Source organism: Rickettsia asiatica, assembly GCF_007989425.1.
Lineage (GTDB): Bacteria > Pseudomonadota > Alphaproteobacteria > Rickettsiales > Rickettsiaceae > Rickettsia > Rickettsia helvetica.
The window spans coordinates 118,367-140,327 of the sequence record NZ_AP019563.1; the positions used below are offsets into that span (position 1 = coordinate 118,367).

Consider the following 21,961-nt stretch of genomic DNA (forward strand, 5'->3'; position numbering starts at 1 on the left):
AATCCTCTTTTAAGTTAATTTTTATTTTCTTTCATAAGGGCTAGGACATTTAAAATTTTCAGGATATTGAACCGATGCTTCACGAGCACGATGTAATGCCGATCTAATAGCCACATAAGGATCGGTAGAATTCTTCATCACATAATCACTAAACGGTAATACAACATATCGATCGTTTATTTTACTAACTGCTAGTACTCCTAAGTCAAAATCATTATGAGTGTAGTACCTTAATGGATTAAGAGCATAATTAGTAATTACCGAATCCGTCATGTCTCTTGCGTTAGTACTACCGATTATCGGCAATACTAAATAAGGACCTGGGGCAACCCCATAATGTGCGAGGGTACTACCGAAAGTTTGATGATCAGAGGGTAAACCTACTTTACCTGCCACGTCAAATAAACCGCCTATGCCAAGCGTCGTGTTAATGAGAAACCGCCAAACGCTTTTCATAGTTTTATCGTAATTTAACTGAAGCCCGTAATTTACCGCTGTAAGAGGTGTATCGACATTACTGACGAAACTATTAACACGTGCTTTTACGTAATCATTCGTGATATTCTTATAACCTATCGCTAAAGGACGCAATATTATATAATCTAACACAGAATTAAATGTAAATACTTTACGGTTAAATTTTTCGTATGGATCATAAACTTCCAAGCAACCGTTTTCATTTCTTCCACCATTATAGTTATATATGTCATTATCAACATATTCAAGATCAGCTCTTATCGATAATGAACATAAAATAATGGATAATATAATTAATATTCTCATTGATTTATGCTGTTTTCTTACAAACAATAATACTATATTTATTGTTTTCCGCTAGTATTATTTCTTCCGCAGTTAATATAGTAAAATTATTTTTTTGTAAAATATTATTTATTTCATTCAAATTAAAAATAAATTCCTTGCGTTTTACTGAAAATTGCGTCTTTGCGGCGTTCGGTAAACAAAGGGCACAATACCCTTGTTTACTAAGAGATGAGTATATTAAATTAAAATATTCTATTAAATTGTTAGTAAACGGTAATCCGCACAAACTAAAAATAATATCAAATTTATTAGAGTTTTGTTTTAAAAATTCATCGATAGCAATATTATATATTTGATCGTAAATTTTAGTGTTCGGATAATATGTTTCTTGTAAATCATTCATTAAAGTAGAAATTTCTACACCGGTTAAAGTAAAACTTTCCGGAAAACGTTTTTGTATTTCATAACCTACAAGCCCTATATTACTTCCAAGCTCTAGAATAGAGTAATTATCCGGTAAATCAGATATCTGCTTAAGTGCTTCATTAACAAACCTATACGGAAGATGGATATTTTTATCGTTATTAAAAATAGTAGGATAATATTGTGCAGTTAAATCACGATATTTTCCCCAAATTTCTTGAGGTATTTCAGTAATATCTTTATAATTTTTCAAAAAATTTATAAATATAGCTTTATATTTTTCATTAGATTTTTCTAAATATTCTATAGCTTGCCTGTAATTATTTTTTAAAAAATAAACCCATCCGAGTTGATAATATACTTTAGAATCATTAGGATTAAAAAATTTATCGACTAGTTTAAACCTAAGCAATGCATCATTTAAATTACCTCTATATAAATGATCGAGTCCAAGTTGATAATTAGTTTCGGCTAAATGAGAGAATTTATATTTACAATCACTTATATAATTTTTAAATTCTAAAATTTTATTCTTAATAAAATTCGGTATATTTATTATAGTTAAGCAATAATGTTTGATTTTGTCTTTTATTTTACCGAGCATAGTTTAATTACTAAATTAATATTACTTACTATAATAAAGCATATCTTGATAAATTTTTAAATAAAATAATAGTTATATTATGAAATCAAACACTAATATCTACAAAAGAAACATTATATTTATTAATCTAATCCGGTAAATGCTAAACGGATAAAGGAAGCTATAGAACAAGCAGAAAAAGGAGAACTGCTTAAAGTTAATTTAGATGATTAAATAATTTTTTTATTTTAGATTATTTTACATAGTTGTTGCAGCTTAAATCTTCTTCACAGAATTTAAAATTTACTATATTATAACTTTCATTAATACGGACTCAAATTATGTCAATTATTTCTACGATGCTAAGTTCTATAAAGCCGTCGCCGACCCTTGCAGTCGTTAAAAAAACTCTTGAACTTAAAAAAGCGGGAGTTGATATTATCGCACTCGGTACCGGTGAGCCTGATTTTGATACGCCTGATAATATCAAAGAAGCGGCAATCAAAGCTATTAAAGACGGTTTTACCAAATATACCAATGTTGAAGGGATGCCTCTTTTAAAGCAAGCAATAAAAGACAAATTCAAACGTGAAAATAATATAGATTACGAACTTGATGAAATAATAGTAAGTACCGGTGGTAAGCAAGTTATATATAATTTGTTTATGGCATCTTTAGATAAAGGGGATGAGGTAATTATTCCGGCACCCTATTGGGTTTCATACCCTGATATGGTTGCACTTAGCACAGGAACACCTGTTTTTGTAAATTGCGGAATTGAAAATAACTTTAAGTTAAGTGCGGAATCTTTAGAACGTTCAATTACAGATAAAACTAAGTGGCTTATTATTAACTCTCCTAGTAACCCGACAGGTGCAAGCTATAATTTTGAAGAACTAGAAAATATTGCTAAAGTTTTAAGAAAATATCCCCATGTAAACGTAATGTCCGATGATATTTACGAGCATATTACTTTTGATGATTTTAAATTTTATACATTAACCCAAATAGCCCCTGATTTAAAAGAACATATATTTACCGTAAATGGAGTATCTAAAGCTTATTCTATGACGGGTTGGCGTATAGGCTACGGAGCAGGTTCAAAAGCTTTGATTAAAGCAATGACTATTATTCAGTCGCAAAGTACTTCAAACCCTTGTTCAATAAGTCAAATGGCTGCTATTGAAGCATTAAACGGTCCTCAGGATTATATAAAGCCTAATGCTTTAAATTTTCAGAAAAAGCGGGATCTTGCTTTATCAATTTTGAAAAGAGTAAAATATTTTGAGTGCTATAAACCTGAAGGAGCGTTTTACTTATTTGTTAAATGCAATAAAATATTTGGGCATAAAACTAAGTCAGGAAAAATTATTGCAAATAGTAATGATTTTGCCGAATATTTACTTGAAGAAGCGAAAGTTGCCGTAGTACCCGGTATTGCTTTCGGCTTAGAGGGATATTTTAGAATCTCTTATGCTATTTCTATGGAAGAGCTAAAAGAGGCTTGTATTAGAATTGAGAGAGCAATCGATGTCATTCCTGATTAAGCTTGTATGGATACTAAATCGTCATTGCGAGCAGCCGTAGGCTGCGTGGCAATCTCGTCAAATATCCTGAGATTGTGCTTCGTCAATTACTTCGTAATTTTCCTCGCAATGACGTTAAAAACAATACCAAACCAATAAAAAATCAATGCGGAAAGTTTTTAAAAAGTTTTTAAAAAATAATAAATACGTACTTAGTATAATTACTATTTTACTATATTGGTATTTGCGTTTTGTTTATTTTACTTCGAGGCAGAAATTTATATTTTACGATAACGGCAATAAGGAAAAATTCCTAAACGAACAAGGTATAATCTTTGCATTTTGGCATAATATGCTCGCCTTAAGTCCAGCTATGTTTATAGGACATAGAAATATCTATGCTTTAATATCACCGCATTTAGACGGAAAAATTTTAAATGATCTAGTAGGAAAATTCGGTTGCAGAGTTATAGTAGGTTCTACTAATAAAAATCCAATTGGAGCTTTACGTAATATTATAGGTAAGCTATTTCAAGGTGCAAATATAATAGTCACGCCGGACGGTCCTAAAGGACCGGTATATAAAGTAAATAGCGGCATTACCGAAATTGCTTATAGATATAACAAAAAACTTATTCCGATAGTAAGTAGTACCTCTAAATGTTTTAGACTAAAAAGTTGGGATAAATTAATAATACCTCTACCGTTTGGTACTATTAAAATCATAGTTGGCTCACCTTTAGAACTCACAAATGATAAAATACAAAACCATATAAGCCTTGAAAAACAATTAGCAAGCTTAACAGAGAGCTTAAGGAAATGATGCTATATTACGCTTTAAGCTTTATATTATTACCTGTTTATTTTATCATAATTCTTATACGTTTATTAATAGGTAAGGAAGATATAAGACGCATCCAAGAGCGTTTTGCTATTGGCAAACACAGACAAGACGATTCTTTCTTAGTATGGATTCATGTAGCAAGCGTTGGTGAGTCTATGGCAGCTTTAACATTAATATATAATATAAGTAAACGTTATCCTGACGTTCGTTTTCTAGTAACTTCTTGGACTAACAGCTCCGCTAAAATATTAACTGCCAAATTACCTGAAATAGCAGTTCACCAATTTTTACCGATAGATAATATTATTTTTACTAAAAAGTTTTTAAGAAATTGGCAACCTAATTTAGGTATTTTTATAGAATCGGAATTATGGCCGTGTACTATTAATGAGGGATCAGGGCAGTGTAAATTACTACTAGTAAATGCTCGTATTTCCGATAAATCGTTTAAAGCTTGGCTAAAAAGAAAAAGCTTCTTTCAGCTTATCCTCAAAAATTTCAGTAAAATTATCGTGCAAAGCGAGCGTGACTTACAAAAATTCAATGAACTTGGCATATCAGATGGAATTAATTTAGGCAATATTAAATTTGCCAATGAAAAACTTCCGGTCAATCTAGAAGAGTTATCAAAATTAAGCTCACATCTAAACAATAGGCGAGTCGTGGTATTTGCCAGCACTCACCCCGAAGATGAAGAGGTGATTTTGCCTATAATCAAAAACCTAAAAGAGCAGTTTTTAGATTGCTATATTATCTTAATTCCAAGACATCCTGAGCGAGTTAAATCAATTATCGATAATTGTAAGTCACATAATTTATCCGCTACCGCTAAGTCGCAAAATGATTTACCTGTTTTAAGCGATGATCTTTATATAGTTGATAGGTTCGGCGAAATGGGGCTATTTTTTTCCGTAGCGTTAATCTCATTTATCGGCGGTTCTTTTAAACAAGGCGGGCATAATATTTTAGAAGCGGCATATTTCTCTAATTGTATTATATTCGGTCCCGATATGAGTAAAAACACCGATATCGCTAAAGGCGTACTGCAAAATGAAGCAGCTATCCAAATCAAAAATGGTGAAGATTTACTAACTAAACTAACATATCTACTTAGGTCTAATAATTCTCTAGAACTTAAAGCCTATCGTGAAAATGCTTTAAAATTTGTTGAGGACAACCAAAAAATCCTAGATGAATATTTAAAAGTAATTATGAAGTTTCTTTGATAGCTGAATTCAGTTAATAAAAATAGAACTTCTAAAAGAATATTTGACTTCTAATTGCAATATGATTAAATAAGCCTATTCAATAACTAAGGATATACTTATGGAAGACCCAGACTATATACGTACCCTTATAAATCAACGAGCAGCAGAGGATCACGAAAGAAGAGAAAAAGCTAAAAAATACGATAAATCTCCTGAACAAATAGTAACAGAAAGAGAAAAACATAGGCAGCTTCAAGAAAAAGAAGGCTATGAAATATGTTAATCCTACCTTTTATTAATATACATACGAAGTGCGTTAAGCCCGTACTTCTTTTATTAACAATAAAATTTTAAGGAGTATTTATTATGGGCAGAGATGATGATTTGTATAGGAAAGCCGGTTATAATTATGGGGTATTAAAAAAGCAACAAGATAGAAGAAAACTTTAAAAATGACCCTATTATCAAAGGCATAACTTATGTAGGTAAAGGGATATATAATTTAAGGCAAGGGAGCAATAGAAGTAGGAAAAACTATAGCCACCACTTTAGTAAATGCATATAAAATTTCTACGGGTAGCATTGAAATAGTTAATACTGATGTGAATGGTAAAACTCAAGTAGTAATAAAAGATTCCGAATCTAATACTACTACTTCAAATAATAATTCTACCACTATTACATCAACTGTTACTACTACAGCTAATACTACCTCTACCTCACATATTACAAGTAAAGCTGTTGAATTTAAAAATGAAAATGGTGTAGTAATATTAAAGTACAAGAAAAAACAATAAAAACTTCCTTAAAATTTAAGCTAAATAAGCAACATATAGTAGAAGTTAGAGAATATAGAGATATTACTTTTCCTGATATTATGGATGGAAGCACAAATCTACAATTAGTTTTATATGAATCTAATGGTTCAAGACCAGAAAAAACAAATGCTTCTTACTTGAAACTTGATTATACTGATGATGGAAGAATAATTAAGCTATCTTTACCAAATCCTCCGGTTCTTTCTAGCAAACCATTATACCCAGCTTGCATTATTTATCATAGTAAATTATATACTTTATCGGTGAATAGCGAGCATTATGAGCATTTAACTCGAAAAATTTATGAAAATAACGGAGTAGTAGAAATAGGACATGCTGACCCTGCATATCATATAGAAGCTATATATGGTTAATAATCATGACTTATTTTTTTTATTAAACTTTTTTGGGATTATAAAACAAATAGGTTTTGTTGCACGGCTTAAAAAAAGTACGCGATGTCATCACCACAAAAGTGGAGGTTTGTTGCATGAATCCAAAATCGTCATTGCAAGCGACTAAAAGGAGCGTGGCAATGACAAAAAAACTGATTCATGAAACAAGGCCGTTAACCCTGTGTGATGGCAGCTACTTCATCGGCAAAGTTTTTTTCTTCGTGTTCTATACCTTCACCAAGTTCGTATCTAATAAATTTGGCGATTTTAATTTCTGCACCGAGTTCTTTTTCAGCATTTTTAATTACTTCCGCAACGGTAAGTTTAGGCTCAAATAAGAAATTTTGCTGCAGCAATACAACTTCAGAGAAGAATTTACGTATCCTACCTTCTACCATTTTTTCTATAATATTATCAGGCTTTCCTTCTTCTTTAGATTTCTCAAAAAATACTTTTCTCTCACGCTCAACTAAAGCTTGATCCAAGCTTGAATCATCTATACTTTGCGGGTTATTGCCTGCTACATGAACAGCAATTTGTTTAGCTAAAGCTTCTAGTTTTGCTTTATCTTTTGCGTTAGACGCAAGACCTACTAATACGGAAATTTTTCCTAGATTCGGTACAACTTCATTATGCACGTACGAGCCGATTGCTCCTTCGGATATCTCTAATATATCCATACGACGTAATGTTAAATTTTCACCGATTGTAGCGATATTTTCTATAATATCTTCTTCAACTGATTTACCGCTTTGCATTTTAGATGTTTTTAGTGTGTCTATAGTTTTTGCAATTCCTGCAAGGTTTGCAATATCCTTAACTAAATCCTGAAACTGCTCATTTCTAGCAACAAAATCCGTTTCGGAATTTACTTCAACAACCACTCCGGTAAGCCCATCAACTTTTGCAGCCGTTAAGCCTTCAGAAGCAATACGTCCGACTTTCTTTGCAGCAGCAGCTAAACCTTTCTTACGAAGAAAATCAATAGCTTCTTCAAAATTACCGCTGGTTTCTATTAATGCTTTTTTGCAGTCCATCATACCTGCACCGGTTTTTTCTCTTAATTCTTTAACCGCTGCAGCACTTATATTTACTTCACTCATACCTTACTTTCTCCTTAATTATTATATTTGGCTTGGGTTGTGGCACCTAATCGTCATTGCGAGCAGCCATAGGCTGCGTGGCAATCCACAAAAAATAATAAAAAAATGCTAATTTATAGTATTTTTACTGGATTGCTTCGTCAAAACTTACCGCTTTTCCTTACAATGACGAAAAAATACGAGTCACACAACAACACTTATGCATTATCAGAATTTTTATTTTCATCGGCATCATTTAATGCTTGCTCAAATTCTGTATTTGTCTCTTCATCAATATTTTTCGTTTTAGAGAATTTTTTAGCTTGTTTTAATTTAGAAACATTTTTAGAAGTTAACGCCTTATCTGTATGCTCCTGCATAGCCCCTATATCAACTCCTGAAGCTTTCATTGATTCTTCAAGTCCTTGTAATGCCGCATCTGCAAATAAACTACAATAAAGTCTTATTGATCTTATAGAATCATCATTACCCGGAATCGGATAATCTACATTATCAGGATTAGAATTAGTATCGACTACTGCAACTATAGGAACATTAAGCTTTACTGCTTCATTAATTGCGATATGCTCTTTATTAGTGTCAATAACTACTAGAAGATCAGGTTTAGAATTAAGATTTCTAATACCGGCAAGAGATAGAAGTAACTTATCTTTCCTACGGCTCATATCGAGTATCTCTTTCTTAGTATAACCCATAAGTGCTTCTTCGCTTTCTAAGGTTTTTTCTAACTTATTTAGTTTTTCTATTGAACCCGCAATAGTTTTCCAGTTAGTTAGCATACCGCCAAGCCATCTATGATTTACGTAATATTGCCCGCATTTTTCGGCATATTCCGCTATAATATCACTTGCCTGTATTTTAGTACTTACAAATAATATTTTACCGTCTTTTTTTACGGTTTCATATATTGCATTCAAAGCAACGCTCATTAAAGCGGCACTTTGTCTTAAATCGATTATATGAACATCATCACGTTCACCATATATATAAGATGCCATTTTAGGATTCCAGCGTGAGGTCTTGTGACCGAAATGCACGCCCGCATCTAATAATTCTTTAATGTTAACAGATGGTATTTTTGACATTTTTAAATTCTCCTAATTGTTAGTTTATACCTCCGTAAGATGTTCATTCTAATGAACTAACATATATCTTACGTGTGAATTTTTTGCTTAAGTTTTGGAAAATCGTCATTGCGAGCGACTGAAAGGAGCGTGGCAATCCAGAAAAAGTAATAAAAAATGCTAATTTATAGCATTTTTAACTGGATTGCTTCATCAATTATTACATAATTTCCTCGCAATGACGACTTACAAGCCTACAAATTATATACGCATATTATGTAATTTACAAGCTTTTATTCTTTTCGCCAGATAGTAGTACCGTCAGGTTTATCTTCTAGAATTATCTGTTGTTCTAATAATTGATTACGAATTTGATCGGCTAATAACCAATTTTTTTGTTTTTTTGCTTCTAAACGTTTATTTACAAGCTCATTTATATAGAGTTCATCCACACCGCTATTAAACCACTCGTGTGGAGTCTTATTCATTAAACCAATAAAATTAGCACAAGTAATAAGAGCAACGGCATTAAGCTGCCTTTCTTCTTCAGTTGTAGAAGTAAATACCTCTTTAGCGTAGTCATTAATTATTTTTACGGCAAGCGGCGTATTCATATCATCAAGTAAGCTTTGCATGAAATTATGAGGTAAATCTATTTTTTGCACATTAATATTTTCTATAGCTCTATACCAATAATCTAAAGTTTTCTTCGCATCTTCTATAGCTTTATCATTATAATCAAGAGGACGCCTATAGTGACTACTTAATAAAAATAACCTTACTACTTCTCCTGAAATCTCTTTATCCATTAAATCCCTTACGGTGATAAAATTCCCAAGAGATTTACTCATTTTCTCACCGTTAACTGTTAAAAAACCGTTATGTATCCAGTATTTAGCATAGGTAGAACTTGGAAAAGCACATCTACTTTGAGCAATCTCATTGGTATGATGCGGGAAGATTAAATCTGCTCCCCCTCCGTGAATATCAAAATTCTCACCTAAATATTTGTAGTTCATGGCTGAACATTCAATATGCCATCCAGGGCGACCAAGTCCCCAAGGGCTTTCAAAATTCATATTTGCCGATTCATTTTGCTTTGCCGGTTTCCATAATACAAAATCCTGTGGATTTTTTTTTGTTTTACTATTTCCTACACGTACTCCCTCAAACATTTCTTCTAAATTTCGGTTAGATAATTCCATATAATTTGGAGCTGATAAAACATCAAAATAAACATGATTATCAGCAATATATGCGTGATCTTTTGCTATTAAGCGTTCTATTATTTCGATCATTACATCAATATGCTCTGTAGCTTTCGGCTCAATACTCGGTAATTTACAACCTAAATACGCCATATTTGTATGAAACTCTTGAGTAACTTTATCAGTCAACTCATTAATAGTAATGCTAAGTAGTTCAGCTCTATCGATAATTTTATCGTCAACATCGGTAATATTGCGTACATATTTTACTGCTCTACTGCCGAATATTTTTATAAGTATACGATAAAGTAAATCATATACTACTACCGACCTACTATTGCCTATATGAGGATTATCATAAACAGTCGGTCCACATACATACATTTTTACGTTAGCCTTATCTTGAGGATTAAAAACCTCTTTAGTACGGCTAAGAGTGTTATATAAGTGAAATTGAATTTGCATATTTTATTTACCAAAAACTGAAATACATTTCTTTCAAAAGTTAGTATTACATACTCCTTTTGAAAAAAGTTTAAAATTCGGAGTATACATTAGCATGCGATATATTAAACACATTTTGGCTAAATTCTTATTAATTAATAAAAATTAATGATTAATAGTTTACATAAGTTAATAAATATTGTATAATTTACCTCGTTTATATTTAAATAAATAATAACTAATCGAGGTTTGAATGAATTTACAAAATTCCCACTCAAAAAAATATGTTTTAACTTTTTTCATGTCAACATATTTGTTGACTAGTAGCTTTTTAAGTACAAGTGCTAGAGCGGCAAGCTTTAAGGATTTAGTTAGTAAAACACCGGCATGGGAAAAGCACAATTCAAAACAGCAATAAAATATTTGGAAAGATTTTACTCCAAATGAAAAAATCAAAAAATGGCAAGAAGCAGATTTAATTCCTAGTTTTAGTCAAGCACAAGATGATCTAGGAATAAAGTATAAGGAAACAGATTTATCAAGTTTTTTAGATAATACTAGACATAAAGCAAGACAAGCAAGAGCTAAAATTTTATTATACATCGAAAGAGTAAAACAACAGGATTTTGATATAAAAAAACAAGAATATATTAAGCAAGGCGTAGTTCCTACAGATATGGAAGCAGCAACAAATCTTGGAATAAGTTATGACCCTAGCAAAATAGACAATAATATAAAAAAAGATCAAAAGGTACGTCGTGCAGAAAAAGACAAAAAAGCGGTAATCGATCTATATATCAGCTCAATAAACAGAGATATTAAATACAAACACTATGTTGATTGATATTATCCCTGAAATGAAAGAAGTAAGGACTGCTCTTAACATAAATAAAGATGATGCAGAATCTTTTATTGGGTCAATAAGAACTGAAATTATGGAAAATGCAAAGGGATAATATATAGCGGATAGTCATATTCCTACAGAAAAAGAGCTAGAGCAGAAATTTGGTGCTGATAAAGGTGAGGCAACAAACTATATCGCATCAATAGAAACTCAGATGATGCTTGGTAAAAAATCGTACTATATAGATAATAATATTATCCCTAACGCTGACGAATTAATGAATGAATTTAAGATAGGGAAAATAAAAGCAAATTCTTATATAGAACAAATAAGAGCCGGAATAGAACCAGTTTCTAAATAACAATGATACTACTAAACCGTCTGCGCTGGACGCTCTCAAAAAAAGAGCAGGACCAAAAGTGATAATTGGTATATGTCAAATCAAGGTACAAATAATACAGGAACATCTTCGGGGGTGCCCACGGGTAGAAAAGAGAAACAACCATATTCTTTTGATCCTATAAGTACTTTTAAAACTTACTTTAATAATAAAGAAAGTAAGGGTAATTTAACTCAAGCTCAACACAATATAAATAGAATAATACAACAAGAAGAAAATATTGAAGAATTTAAAAATCTTATTAAAACAGATCCTGTAGCAGCATTAAATCTTAAAGTAGATAGTAGTTATAAAAAAGAAGCAGTAAATACTATCTTCAGTGATTTTAATGATGATACTATTCAAAAAGTATTATTTAGCAACGATAAGGAGCAATTAGATTTCAATACCAATATTGACGTTAAAAATAGACCTATTCTAAAAGAATTATTAGAAAATAGTTCTTCTGAAGAAAAAACTAAATTTGCTGAAAGAATTAAAGACTATGCAACACGAAATATATCTAATAGTCAATTTGAGGAAAAGGCACGATTAGATCTTATCAAACTAGCAGCAAGTAAAGATAAGAGTTCAGTAGAAAAATTTTTAGCTCTGCAATTAGAGTTAAAAAACAAAATGCAACCACGTATTATAAAAAGCGTCTATATTTTAACACCGGAAATAGTAGAAGAAATAAATATAGAACTAAAAAATAAAGGGCTAATAATAGATAGTTTAACTAAAGACGATATGATTAAACTAGCCAAAGAAGTAAATAAACAAACATTAAATTCAGTAATTAAAGTAATATTATCCGATAGTAACGTACTAAGTAATGAAACCAATAAAATTTTAGGGTTAGCAGTAGGTAATAATACAAATAATTTAGAACAAACACAAAGCGGCATTCCGAATCCACCACCTCTACCGCTAAATGGGAGTATGCCACCCCCACCACCTCCCTTAAATTCTCAAGGCTTTAGTAGCAACTCTAACAATTTTGATTTAAATAAGTTACAAGCAGAATATCCTCACATACATTCATTATATACTCAGTTTACTCGTAATACTACTGTTCAACCAAAAGTGCCACTTCAACCTTTAGTGCAACCAGCACAGAAAGAAGCAAGCCAGAGACAGCTTATGCCAAACTATATGTAGAATATAGAGCTGAGACAGGAGGTAAAAAAGCTGATGATTTACAAGATCAGCTTATAAAAAGAAAAGATGACATTACAAATGTTATACGTCAAATATTAACAGAATTATACGCCAACCAAGGAGCTGACGAGAAAACTCTTGTAAATTTATTTAGCATTTCAACCCTTGAAATCGAAGAAAAAGCTAAAGAAGCTTTTAACAAACTTGTTCAAGACTCGTATATACAAGATATAACCGTAAATGGTAAGAAAGCAACAACAAGCGAAGAGATACTTAAAAATCTTTTCAATGAAGACACTGATGATGCAGTAAAACGTATTTTATTATCGTCATGTAAAATATCTGAAGAATTAAAGAGACCTATTAAACTTGAATTAAATATTAAAAGCTCTTAAAGAGTACTCGCAAGAAAAACTAAAAAACACATCCATACCGGAAACATGCCACCACTGCCACCGCCTAGTTCAAAAGATTTGGAATTAACTTATCTAATAAGTTTAGGGATTACTAAAGATTGGATAAGTAGAATTACTAAATTAAACGCAAATACATCTACTTTTAAAACAACTCCAAAAATTTATAACTTTAGCTCCGATATAGCTGTAAGATATAAAGAATTTGCTTTATCAGGACCAAAATCAGCAGGATATAAAGCAAAATACTCTGATGCCGATTTGTTTAAAAAAGCTATAATGGAATCAGTAGCATTTGAGCATTCAAAAAATTTATCTAAAGTTCATCAAAATAATAAGTATTTTGTAAAAATCCAAGAAGCAGTCAACACTATGCACTCTAGCTTTATAGGTCCTAGAACTGAAATAGGGCAAGAAGTACATAATATTTATAAATCCAAACTTTTAGAGTTAGCAAAAGATAAAGAATTGTTTTTATTTGTTGAACAATTACTAGCAGAGTCTACTGAACTAGAACAAAAATACGGTAGTAATGTTCAATCAGAAAATAGTAACAATGAAAAGCAAGTAGGACGTTTAGATCTGAAACAATTACGATTATTCCAACAAGAAAACGAAGCTACAAATGACGAATCCTCAACAAAGGATTATACACAACATGAAGATAGCAATAAAAAGTTAGAAACATCGGATTCAAAAACCACTTCATCAATGATGTTATCAAATTCTAACGATAGCGAAAATTATAAATCATCAGATGACAAAAGATCACTTCTGGCATTAAGATCTAATGATGAAGAAGATGAAACTGATGAAAAAGGCAATAACACCACTGAAGAAGAATTAACAAAAGATATAGTTTTAGAAAGCAAAGATAAAGCTATCGATGTGTCACTCAAAACTGAAGAAATTGCAGAACAAGATGAAGCGACACAGAGACAACAGGTATCTGATGATACCAGTAGAAAAGTAGCAATATTAGTTAAGGCGACTTCAACTCTTCACAAACCTGTTCATTATAATATTTTAAGTGATAGATTAAAGGTTGCTGCAATAAGTGCCGGTGATGAAGAAGCTAGTATAAACAGAGGGGTATGGATTAGCGGCTTATACGGCATCAACAAACAAGGAGCTTGGAAAAATATTCCAAAATATCAAGGTCGTACCACCGGCGTAACTATCGGGGCCGATGCTGAATTTATCAATAGTCATGATGTTATAGGAATAGCTTATAGCCGTTTGGAATCCCAAGTTAAATATAATAAAAAACTAGGAAAAACAGCAATTAACGGTCATCTTTTAAGCATTTACGGTCTAAAAGCACTAATTAAAGGTTTCTCGTTGCAGGCTATAACATCTTACGGTCATAATTATATTAAGAATAAATCTAAAAGTATTAATAATATAATTGGAAAATATCAAAACAATAATTTAAGTTTTGAAAGCTCGTTAAATTATAAATATAGTATAAAATACGGTTTATATTTAATCCCTAATATCGGTTTTAAATATGATTATTCAAGAGCTAGCAACTATAAAGAGTATAATATAGATATAGAAAATCTGATGATTCAAAAGAAATCAAATCAATCATTTGAAAGTAGTCTTGGCGGTAAAATAGTGTTTAAACCTATAGCGACTACAAGTAATATAGTATTAACACCAAGTTTGTACGGTAATATTGAGCATCACTTCAATAATAAAAATACAAAAGTTAATGCAAAAGCGACTTTTAAAGGACAAACATTACAAGAAACAATTATTATACCAAAACAACCTAAGCTTGGATATAATATCGGTAGTAATATACTTATGAGTAGAAAAAATATAAATGTTCTACTTGAGTATAATTATTATACACATAGAAAATATCAAAGCCATCAGGGACTTGTTAAGTTAAAAATTAATTTGTAAAGCTATTACTCAACCGTTATAGGATTTTAGCTTATTAGTGGTTGAGTATACTCCGAGTAAATGAAGAATAGTATACTTCGACACAACTTGGAAAATAGCAAGGAGTCTGTAAGCCGAGGAGCGGAGCGTATATTAAACGTTCAGCATCCGAGGACTTACAAAGACATTGTCACCAATTTTTCAAGTTCATCGAGTATAGTTTACTCAATCTTCCTAACTTATCTGCTAATTGATGCAACAATTATTTTTAATTTAACCAATATATTAATAAAAAATAATGTTTTTCTTGATAAATTTTAATAAATGTTATATAACTCGCCTTGTTCATATATTAAAAAATAATCATTGAGATTAAGTTAATGAGTATAACAGGCAAATTAAAATCAGTATTGTTAACATACTCTGTTGTTATTAGTATATCAATAAATTTATTGACCACCGGTTCAGAAGCAGCCAGCGGTTCACTTCCTCCACCTCCACCTCCACCTCCACCTATAGAAGGTTTAAAAAACTTTAAATCCCCAATGAATCAATCAAGATACAATTCTAAGGGCGATCAATCACAACATAACAATAAAAGTCATACTACTAGTAGCATAAAAACACCTCCTCCCCAATCGCTAGAAGTATCTATCCCTACTGGAGAATTTGGTAAAAAATACGCTGAATTAATTAATCCGAATGCTGGTCAACAAAATTTAAAGATAGAATTTTCAAAGAATATAACATCTCTTATACGCGATGAATTAACACTTAAGAATCTTACCGCTGATGCAGACAAAATTCTTGCTCTTTTTAGTAAGAAAGATGATGTAATCTTAGGTGAGGCAAAAGAAAAATATAAAGAGCTTATACAAGATCCTTATATAGCCCAGTTTATAAGTATAAATAACCAAAAAACAGGAGATTTTTTAGATAATAAGCTCTTTGAAGAAAGTCTAGAAGAAGCAACATTACGTCTTTTATCATTAGAGCCACTAGATGCACAAAGGAAACAAGAAATTTTAAGTAAACAGGGTGATATATTAGGACAATTGAAATTTATAAATGAAAATTCTAGAATTTTAGGTGCGTACGGTAAGACGGCATCAACAGATATATCAAAAAAATTACCTAAAGAATTACCTAAAATTTTAAGTAAACAGGGTGATATATTAGGACAATTGAAATTTATAAATGACCATTCTGAAATTTTAGGTGCGTATGGTAAGACGGCATCAACAGATATATCAAAAAAATTACCTAAAGAATTACCTAAAATTTTAAGTAAACAGGGTGATATATTAGGACAATTGAAATTTATAAATGACCATTCTGAAATTTTAGGTGAACACAGTAAGGCAATATTAAAAGATACACTAAAAAAATTATCTACGAAGTTAGATAAAATTTCAAGCAAGCAATTAGTAGGTTTTATACTTGATGAAAATAAGATCAACACAAACTTAAAAAACGTTCCTTTTTCAAAAAAAGAAGTAAGAGAGCTAATAGATAGCTTAAATAATAAAATCTTAGAGAAAATTTTTCTCCAAGATGATGGTACGATAACTGAACAAGATTTAACTAGAATATTACAAAAATATAAAGAAACAGATTTAATAAAAAATTTAACCAAAGCTATAGTATATATTGATGGCAATACAAGTAATGAAACTGTAAATAAAACTTTAGCAAAAGGTTTAGAAAACACTACTCCAGAACAACAAGGGTTGATCTTAAATGTATTGACTCATAATATAAGGATACGCAAAGTTCTTATAAGTAAAATAGAAAGAGAGCGAAAACAAGACCAAAATCAAAGACTAAAAGAAAGAACCAAAGATGATCCTTTATTAGATGGACTAAAGAAAGTGCTTGCACAAAGGAAATATATAAATCAAGAAACAATAGAAGAACAGCTAGCAAGAAGAAAGCAAGAAACAGCAGCAAATTTGAATGTGTGGAATAGGGTTAGACAAAATATTCCAGATAGCCAAAATGATAATCAAAATGCACAGGATGAGAATAATCAAAAATGGAAAGAGGATAATCAAGAATGGAAAGAGGATAATCAAGAATGGAAAGAAGATAAGAATAATAACGATATTGACAAAATAATAAAAGCAAATCAGGAATTAGAGCAAGCAGTTAGCGTTGCAACAAGAAAATCTAATGAAATGGATCGTCTAATAAAAGACAATATAATAAAAAATGCAACAATATGCCAAGGATATTTAAAAGGAGCTGAAGATCAACTAACCTTAGTAAGAGACAAAGGGAAAGAGCTAATAGAGAATGCAGTCCAAGCATTTAAAATAATACCTAAAGAATATCAAGATGATATGGATGAGAATTGGCAGAATTATTTATCACTGGAAGAAATAACAGAACTAAATACACTAGAGGCGAAGATTAAGCCATTAAAGAGCCAACAAAATAAATTCGGGAAATTTACATCAAAGACAGACTTATTAGAATTTAGAATAAAACAAGCAGAACTTCAAATATTATCTGAAAGATTAAGAGAAGACGTAGTTACAAAACAAAAAAAGCAACTTGTTCAAAAGTACGTAGATACAACGATCGCACGTGTTAAAAAGGCAGTAGAAAAAATAGAAATAACTTTAGAGAACTTAAACAAGAAGAAAGAAAATAAACATGATAATGCAGAATCTATTCCACTAATTTCTAAGGAAATATTAGAGGCTCAAGAGCGGCTAAAAAAAGCTGAAGAAAAATTAGCACATATTACATTCAAGCATATAATTGCTCAACAGAGGAAGGTGGATAGTTCTGACGATGATTCTGATGATGATTGGGATGATGATGATAAAAAGGCAATAAAACGAAAAAAAGAGTTAGAAAATGCTCAAGAAGAGATAAAACAAGCTAAGAAAAACTTAGAGGATGCTGAAACAAAAGATGCAGAACGTAAACAACAAGAAGCAGAAGCAAAGCGTCAAGAAGACCTGAAGCGTAAGCAAGAGGAAGAGCGTCAGCAGAGAGAAGACGCAGAGCATCAGCAAAGACAAGACGCAGAACGTCAGCAGAGAGAAGACGCAGAACGTCAGCAAAGACAAGACGCAGAACGTCAGCAAAGACAAGACGCAGAACGTCAGCAGAGAGAAGACGCAGAACATCAGCAAAGACAAGATGCAGAGCATCAGCAGAGAGAAGACGCAGAACGTCAGCAAAGACAAGACGCAGAACATCAGCAAAGACAAGACGCAGAACGTCAGCAGAGAGAAGACGCAGAACGTCAGCAAAGACAAGACGCAGAACGTCAGCAAAGACAAGACGCAGAACATCAGCAAAGACAAGACGCAGAACGTCAGCAAAGACAAGACGCAGAACGTCAGCAAAGACAAGACGCAGAACATCAGCAAAGACAAGACGCAGAACGTCAGCAAAGACAAGACGCAGAACGTCAGCAAAGACAAGATGCAGAGCATCAGCAAAGACAAGACGCAGAACGTCAGCAAAGACAAGACGCAGAACGTCAGCAAAGACAAGATGCAGAGCATCAGCAAAGACAAGACGCAGAACGTCAGCAAAGACAAGACGCAGAGCATCAGCAAAGACAAGACGCAGAACGTCAGCAAAGACAAGATGCAGAGCATCAGCAAAGACAAGATGCAGAGCATCAGCAAAGACAAGATGCAGAGCATCAGCAAAGACAAGATGCAGAGCATCAGCAAAGACAAGATGCAGAGCATCAGCAAAGACAAGACGCAGAACGTCAGCAGAGAGAAGACGCAGAACGTCAGCAAAGACAAGACGCAGAACGTCAGCAGAGAGAAGACGCAGAACGTCAGCAAAGAGAAAACGCAGAGCGTCAGCAGAGAGAAGACGCAGAGCGTCAGCGTCAAGAAGAGCAGAACCGCCAAGAGCAAGAGCATAAACGTCTAGCAGACAAGGCAGAAGCAGAATGTCTAGAAGATATGGCTTCAATGTTTAAGAACGCAGAAGATGAAGCTGAACAAAAAGAAGAAGCAAAACGTCAGCGTCAAGAAGAGCAGAACCGCCAAGAGCAAGAGCGTAAACATCTAGCAGACGAAGAAGCTGAACAAAAAGAAGAAGCAAAACGTCAGCGTCAAGAAGAGCAGAACCGCCAAGAGCAAGAGCATAAACGTCTAGCAGATGAAGAAGCTGAACAAAAAGAAGAAGCAGAGGAAGAAGAATTAACAAAAGATATAGTTTTAGAAAGCAAAGATAAAGCTATCGATGTGTCACTCAAAACTGAAGAAATTGCAGAACAAGATGAAGCGACACAGAGACAACAGGTATCTGATGATACCAGTAGAAAAGTAGCAATATTAGTTAAGGCGACTTCAACTCTTCACAAACCTGTTCATTATAATATTTTAAGTGATAGATTAAAGGTTGCTGCAATAAGTGCCGGTGATGAAGAAGCTAGTATAAACAGAGGGGTATGGATTAGCGGCTTATACGGCATCAACAAACAAGGAGCTTGGAAAAATATTCCAAAATATCAAGGTCGTACCACCGGCGTAACTATCGGGGCCGATGCTGAATTTATCAATAGTCATGATGTTATAGGAATAGCTTATAGCCGTTTGGAATCCCAAGTTAAATATAATAAAAAACTAGGAAAAACAGCAATTAACGGTCATCTTTTAAGCATTTACGGTCTAAAAGCACTAATTAAAGGTTTCTCGTTGCAGGCTATAACATCTTACGGTCATAATTATATTAAGAATAAATCTAAAAGTATTAATAATATAATTGGAAAATATCAAAACAATAATTTAAGTTTTGAAAGCTCGTTAAATTATAAATATAGTATAAAATACGGTTTATATTTAATCCCTAATATCGGTTTTAAATATGATTATTCAAGAGCTAGCAACTATAAAGAGTATAATATAGATATAGAAAATCTGATGATTCAAAAGAAATCAAATCAATCATTTGAAAGTAGTCTTGGCGGTAAAATAGTGTTTAAACCTATAGCGACTACAAGTAATATAGTATTAACACCAAGTTTGTACGGTAATATTGAGCATCACTTCAATAATAAAAATACAAAAGTTAATGCAAAAGCGACTTTTAAAGGACAAACATTACAAGAAACAATTATTATACCAAAACAACCTAAGCTTGGATATAATATCGGTAGTAATATACTTATGAGTAGAAAAAATATAAATGTTCTACTTGAGTATAATTATTATACACATAGAAAATATCAAAGCCATCAGGGACTTGTTAAGTTAAAAATTAATTTGTAAAGCACCAATGGCTTTATTGCATGGAACGATTTTTTCGTTATTGCGAGGAAAAATTGAAAATTTTGACGAAGCAAGGAAGAAAAAAAAATGTTAAATTAACATTTTTTTATTATTTTTCTGGATTGCTATGCTCCTTATAGTCGCTCGCAATAACGGCTTAGGTATCAATGTAATAAAGCACTCACCAATTGGCGATAAAATAGAAAGGGATAAGCTTTTCCTAAGAGCTTATCCCTTTCTTAATGAATAAACTTATTAACCAAACTCCTGCATAGAATACTGGAGTACTAAATATAGTAAAAAATAGTTTAAATGAATAGCTATTAAGTACAAGATGACCTAATTGGTCAAAAGGAAAAATATTAAATAAGCTCATAATCCCAATTACAATAAAAGTATCAATAAATAAAGAAATTGCCGTACTAAAATTGTTTCTTATCCATAAATATTTACCTTTAGTAATTTTACGTATCCATAAATATATATTAATATCAACAAGTTGAGCTATATAACAGGCAAAAGTTGATGCTAAAAAAGATATATGGTATGAACCAAAGACTTTATGAAAAGTTATGTTATCAACATTAGACCAATTAGTAGCTTCCAATTTATCCATAAGACTTATTATTAGAACTACTATTATATTAAAAATAATAGCAAGCTTTACACAAAAATTGGCTCTTTCTTTACCGTAAAACTCAGCTATTAAATCCGTTAATAAAAAAGTTAACGGGTAAAAAATTGCTCCTATAGATAATTCAAGAATATAAAAATTAAAAATATTAAGGTAAACAAATTTTTGATATATTAAGTTTCCTACTATAATAAGGACTGTAAAAAACGTACATAAAATGATATAAATTTTTTCTTTTATATTAAATGCTATAGACATTTCTAAAATTATTTTGTGAATAAAATATTGCTATACTTTAATAATATATATCGGGAGTTCTAAAAACTATACTAAACTCTCTGATGTCATTCCCGCTTCCGCGGGAATCCAGTAACTAAAAGATACAAATGTATTTAGTTTTTCATATTAAAAGCTCAAATAATTTCACTTTTTTCTGGATTCTCGCTTTCGCAGGAATGACATAAAACGCATTTTTCGATCCATGCAACAAGGCTTGATCCATGCAACAATGCCAATAAAGGTAGACAATGACAAGTATGAGAGATATTACTAAGATAAAGCTGTAACTATTTAGCTATAGGTAAACTATTTTCTGCTTGATTTTCTTCAATTTCATTAATCTTAGAAACTAAATCTGATTTCTTTTTTGAGGAAAGGTTAGCAAGTACTATTGCATTTATTAAAAATAATGTTGTAAGTATTATAGTGCTTTTAGTAAGAAAATTACCGACTGTTTTAGCACTGACTACTCCCATATTATTACCGCTGCTTATACTACTAATTCCATCCGATCCGCTACGCTGCATCAGAATAACTATAATTAGCAATATTGCAATAGTAATATGTATAAAAAGAAGGATGTCTATCATAAATATAACTATTTTTAGTGGTGCTACTAGGGGGAATTGAACCCCCGACCTCTTCATTACCAATGAAGTGCTCTACCCCTGAGCTATAGTAGCAAGATTATTTCAAACTCTTTTTGCCATATATTTGTTATTAAA

17 protein-coding genes, 1 tRNA gene and 2 pseudogenes are annotated in these 21,961 nt (G+C 31.8%); 12 read left to right on the top strand and 8 right to left on the bottom strand.

Translation table 11 applies throughout. The features are described 5' to 3' along the window. Nucleotides 1-21: 21 nt before the first annotated feature. Both RAS_RS00645 and RAS_RS00650 read right to left on the bottom strand, forming a co-directional pair. Nucleotides 22-783, bottom strand: a complete 762-nt coding sequence (locus RAS_RS00645; RefSeq protein WP_147141368.1) for an MlaA family lipoprotein — start codon at nucleotides 781-783, stop codon at nucleotides 22-24. A gap of 4 nt (nucleotides 784-787) precedes the next feature. Then, on the bottom strand, nucleotides 788-1,792 hold the full coding sequence (locus RAS_RS00650) for a methyltransferase domain-containing protein (protein ID WP_147141372.1): 1,005 nt from the start codon (nucleotides 1,790-1,792) through the stop codon (nucleotides 788-790). A 320-nt stretch (nucleotides 1,793-2,112) separates the two neighbouring features. Between RAS_RS00650 and RAS_RS00655 the strand changes: the two genes are divergently transcribed. The 6 genes from RAS_RS00655 (at nucleotide 2,113) to RAS_RS00675 (ending at nucleotide 6,541) form a co-directional block, all read left to right on the top strand. Next, the gene (locus tag RAS_RS00655; RefSeq protein WP_147141375.1) at nucleotides 2,113-3,318 is read left to right on the top strand and encodes a pyridoxal phosphate-dependent aminotransferase; all 1,206 of its coding nucleotides are present in this window, start codon (nucleotides 2,113-2,115) and stop codon (nucleotides 3,316-3,318) included. Between the two features lie 145 nt (nucleotides 3,319-3,463). Further along, entirely contained in the window at nucleotides 3,464-4,120 is a 657-nt protein-coding gene (locus RAS_RS00660; RefSeq protein ID WP_147141379.1) for a lysophospholipid acyltransferase family protein, read from the top strand. Further along, complete coding sequence (gene waaA / locus RAS_RS00665; protein ID WP_147141381.1) at nucleotides 4,117-5,367, top strand: lipid IV(A) 3-deoxy-D-manno-octulosonic acid transferase; 1,251 nt, start codon at nucleotides 4,117-4,119, stop codon at nucleotides 5,365-5,367. The genes RAS_RS00660 and waaA overlap by 4 nt, the downstream gene beginning before the upstream one ends. Before the next feature lie 100 nt (nucleotides 5,368-5,467). Then, nucleotides 5,468-5,632 carry a hypothetical protein gene (locus tag RAS_RS08390; RefSeq protein WP_172616101.1) on the top strand — a complete coding sequence of 55 codons (165 nt, stop codon included), beginning with the start codon at nucleotides 5,468-5,470 and terminating at the stop codon, nucleotides 5,630-5,632. 319 nt (nucleotides 5,633-5,951) lie between these two features. Then, nucleotides 5,952-6,146: a hypothetical protein gene (locus RAS_RS00670; RefSeq protein WP_147141385.1), complete on the top strand. Its 195-nt coding sequence runs from the start codon at nucleotides 5,952-5,954 to the stop codon at nucleotides 6,144-6,146. Nucleotides 6,147-6,181: 35 nt separating this feature from the next. Further along, complete coding sequence (locus RAS_RS00675) at nucleotides 6,182-6,541, top strand: hypothetical protein (protein WP_232049382.1); 360 nt, start codon at nucleotides 6,182-6,184, stop codon at nucleotides 6,539-6,541. 194 nt (nucleotides 6,542-6,735) lie between these two features. On the opposite strand, the gene tsf is transcribed toward RAS_RS00675, so the two are convergent. From tsf to cysS, 3 genes are all read right to left on the bottom strand, one after another. After that, nucleotides 6,736-7,665 (bottom strand): translation elongation factor Ts, encoded by a 930-nt coding sequence (gene tsf, locus RAS_RS00680; protein WP_147141391.1) that lies wholly within the window; start codon nucleotides 7,663-7,665, stop codon nucleotides 6,736-6,738. Nucleotides 7,666-7,862: 197 nt separating this feature from the next. After that, complete coding sequence (gene rpsB, locus RAS_RS00685) at nucleotides 7,863-8,750, bottom strand: 30S ribosomal protein S2 (RefSeq protein ID WP_147141395.1); 888 nt, start codon at nucleotides 8,748-8,750, stop codon at nucleotides 7,863-7,865. Between the two features lie 272 nt (nucleotides 8,751-9,022). Further along, complete coding sequence (cysS, locus tag RAS_RS00690; protein WP_147141397.1) at nucleotides 9,023-10,402, bottom strand: cysteine--tRNA ligase; 1,380 nt, start codon at nucleotides 10,400-10,402, stop codon at nucleotides 9,023-9,025. A gap of 280 nt (nucleotides 10,403-10,682) precedes the next feature. Here cysS and RAS_RS10885 point away from each other — a divergent pair. From RAS_RS10885 to RAS_RS10910, 6 genes and pseudogenes are all read left to right on the top strand, one after another. Next, nucleotides 10,683-11,225, top strand: a pseudogene (locus tag RAS_RS10885) (hypothetical protein). Nucleotides 11,226-11,238: 13 nt separating this feature from the next. Then, nucleotides 11,239-11,586 (top strand): annotated as a pseudogene (locus tag RAS_RS10890) (hypothetical protein). A 72-nt stretch (nucleotides 11,587-11,658) separates the two neighbouring features. Continuing rightward, nucleotides 11,659-12,765: a PIN domain-containing protein gene (locus tag RAS_RS10895; protein WP_408634808.1), complete on the top strand. Its 1,107-nt coding sequence runs from the start codon at nucleotides 11,659-11,661 to the stop codon at nucleotides 12,763-12,765. 440 nt (nucleotides 12,766-13,205) lie between these two features. Next, entirely contained in the window at nucleotides 13,206-15,092 is a 1,887-nt protein-coding gene (locus RAS_RS10900) for an autotransporter outer membrane beta-barrel domain-containing protein (protein ID WP_408634809.1), read from the top strand. 3,420 nt (nucleotides 15,093-18,512) lie between these two features. Next, nucleotides 18,513-18,980, top strand: coding sequence for a bacteriophage T4 gp5 trimerisation domain-containing protein (locus RAS_RS11305; RefSeq protein ID WP_458693528.1), 468 nt, complete (start codon nucleotides 18,513-18,515; stop codon nucleotides 18,978-18,980). Between the two features lie 41 nt (nucleotides 18,981-19,021). Further along, a complete protein-coding gene (locus RAS_RS10910) occupies nucleotides 19,022-20,323 on the top strand; it encodes an autotransporter outer membrane beta-barrel domain-containing protein (protein WP_408634839.1) in 1,302 nt (433 codons plus the stop codon). Between the two features lie 220 nt (nucleotides 20,324-20,543). Here the strand turns inward: RAS_RS10910 and RAS_RS00710 are convergent, their stop codons facing one another. The 3 genes from RAS_RS00710 to RAS_RS00720 all read right to left on the bottom strand — a co-directional run bounded on the left by RAS_RS00710 (nucleotide 20,544) and on the right by RAS_RS00720 (nucleotide 21,919). Next, nucleotides 20,544-21,215 (bottom strand): queuosine precursor transporter, encoded by a 672-nt coding sequence (locus RAS_RS00710; RefSeq protein ID WP_147141403.1) that lies wholly within the window; start codon nucleotides 21,213-21,215, stop codon nucleotides 20,544-20,546. Between the two features lie 308 nt (nucleotides 21,216-21,523). Continuing rightward, nucleotides 21,524-21,826 carry a preprotein translocase subunit SecG gene (gene secG / locus RAS_RS00715; RefSeq protein ID WP_147141406.1) on the bottom strand — a complete coding sequence of 101 codons (303 nt, stop codon included), beginning with the start codon at nucleotides 21,824-21,826 and terminating at the stop codon, nucleotides 21,524-21,526. 18 nt (nucleotides 21,827-21,844) lie between these two features. Beyond that, nucleotides 21,845-21,919 (bottom strand) — tRNA-Thr (locus tag RAS_RS00720). Nucleotides 21,920-21,961: the final 42 nt, after the last annotated feature.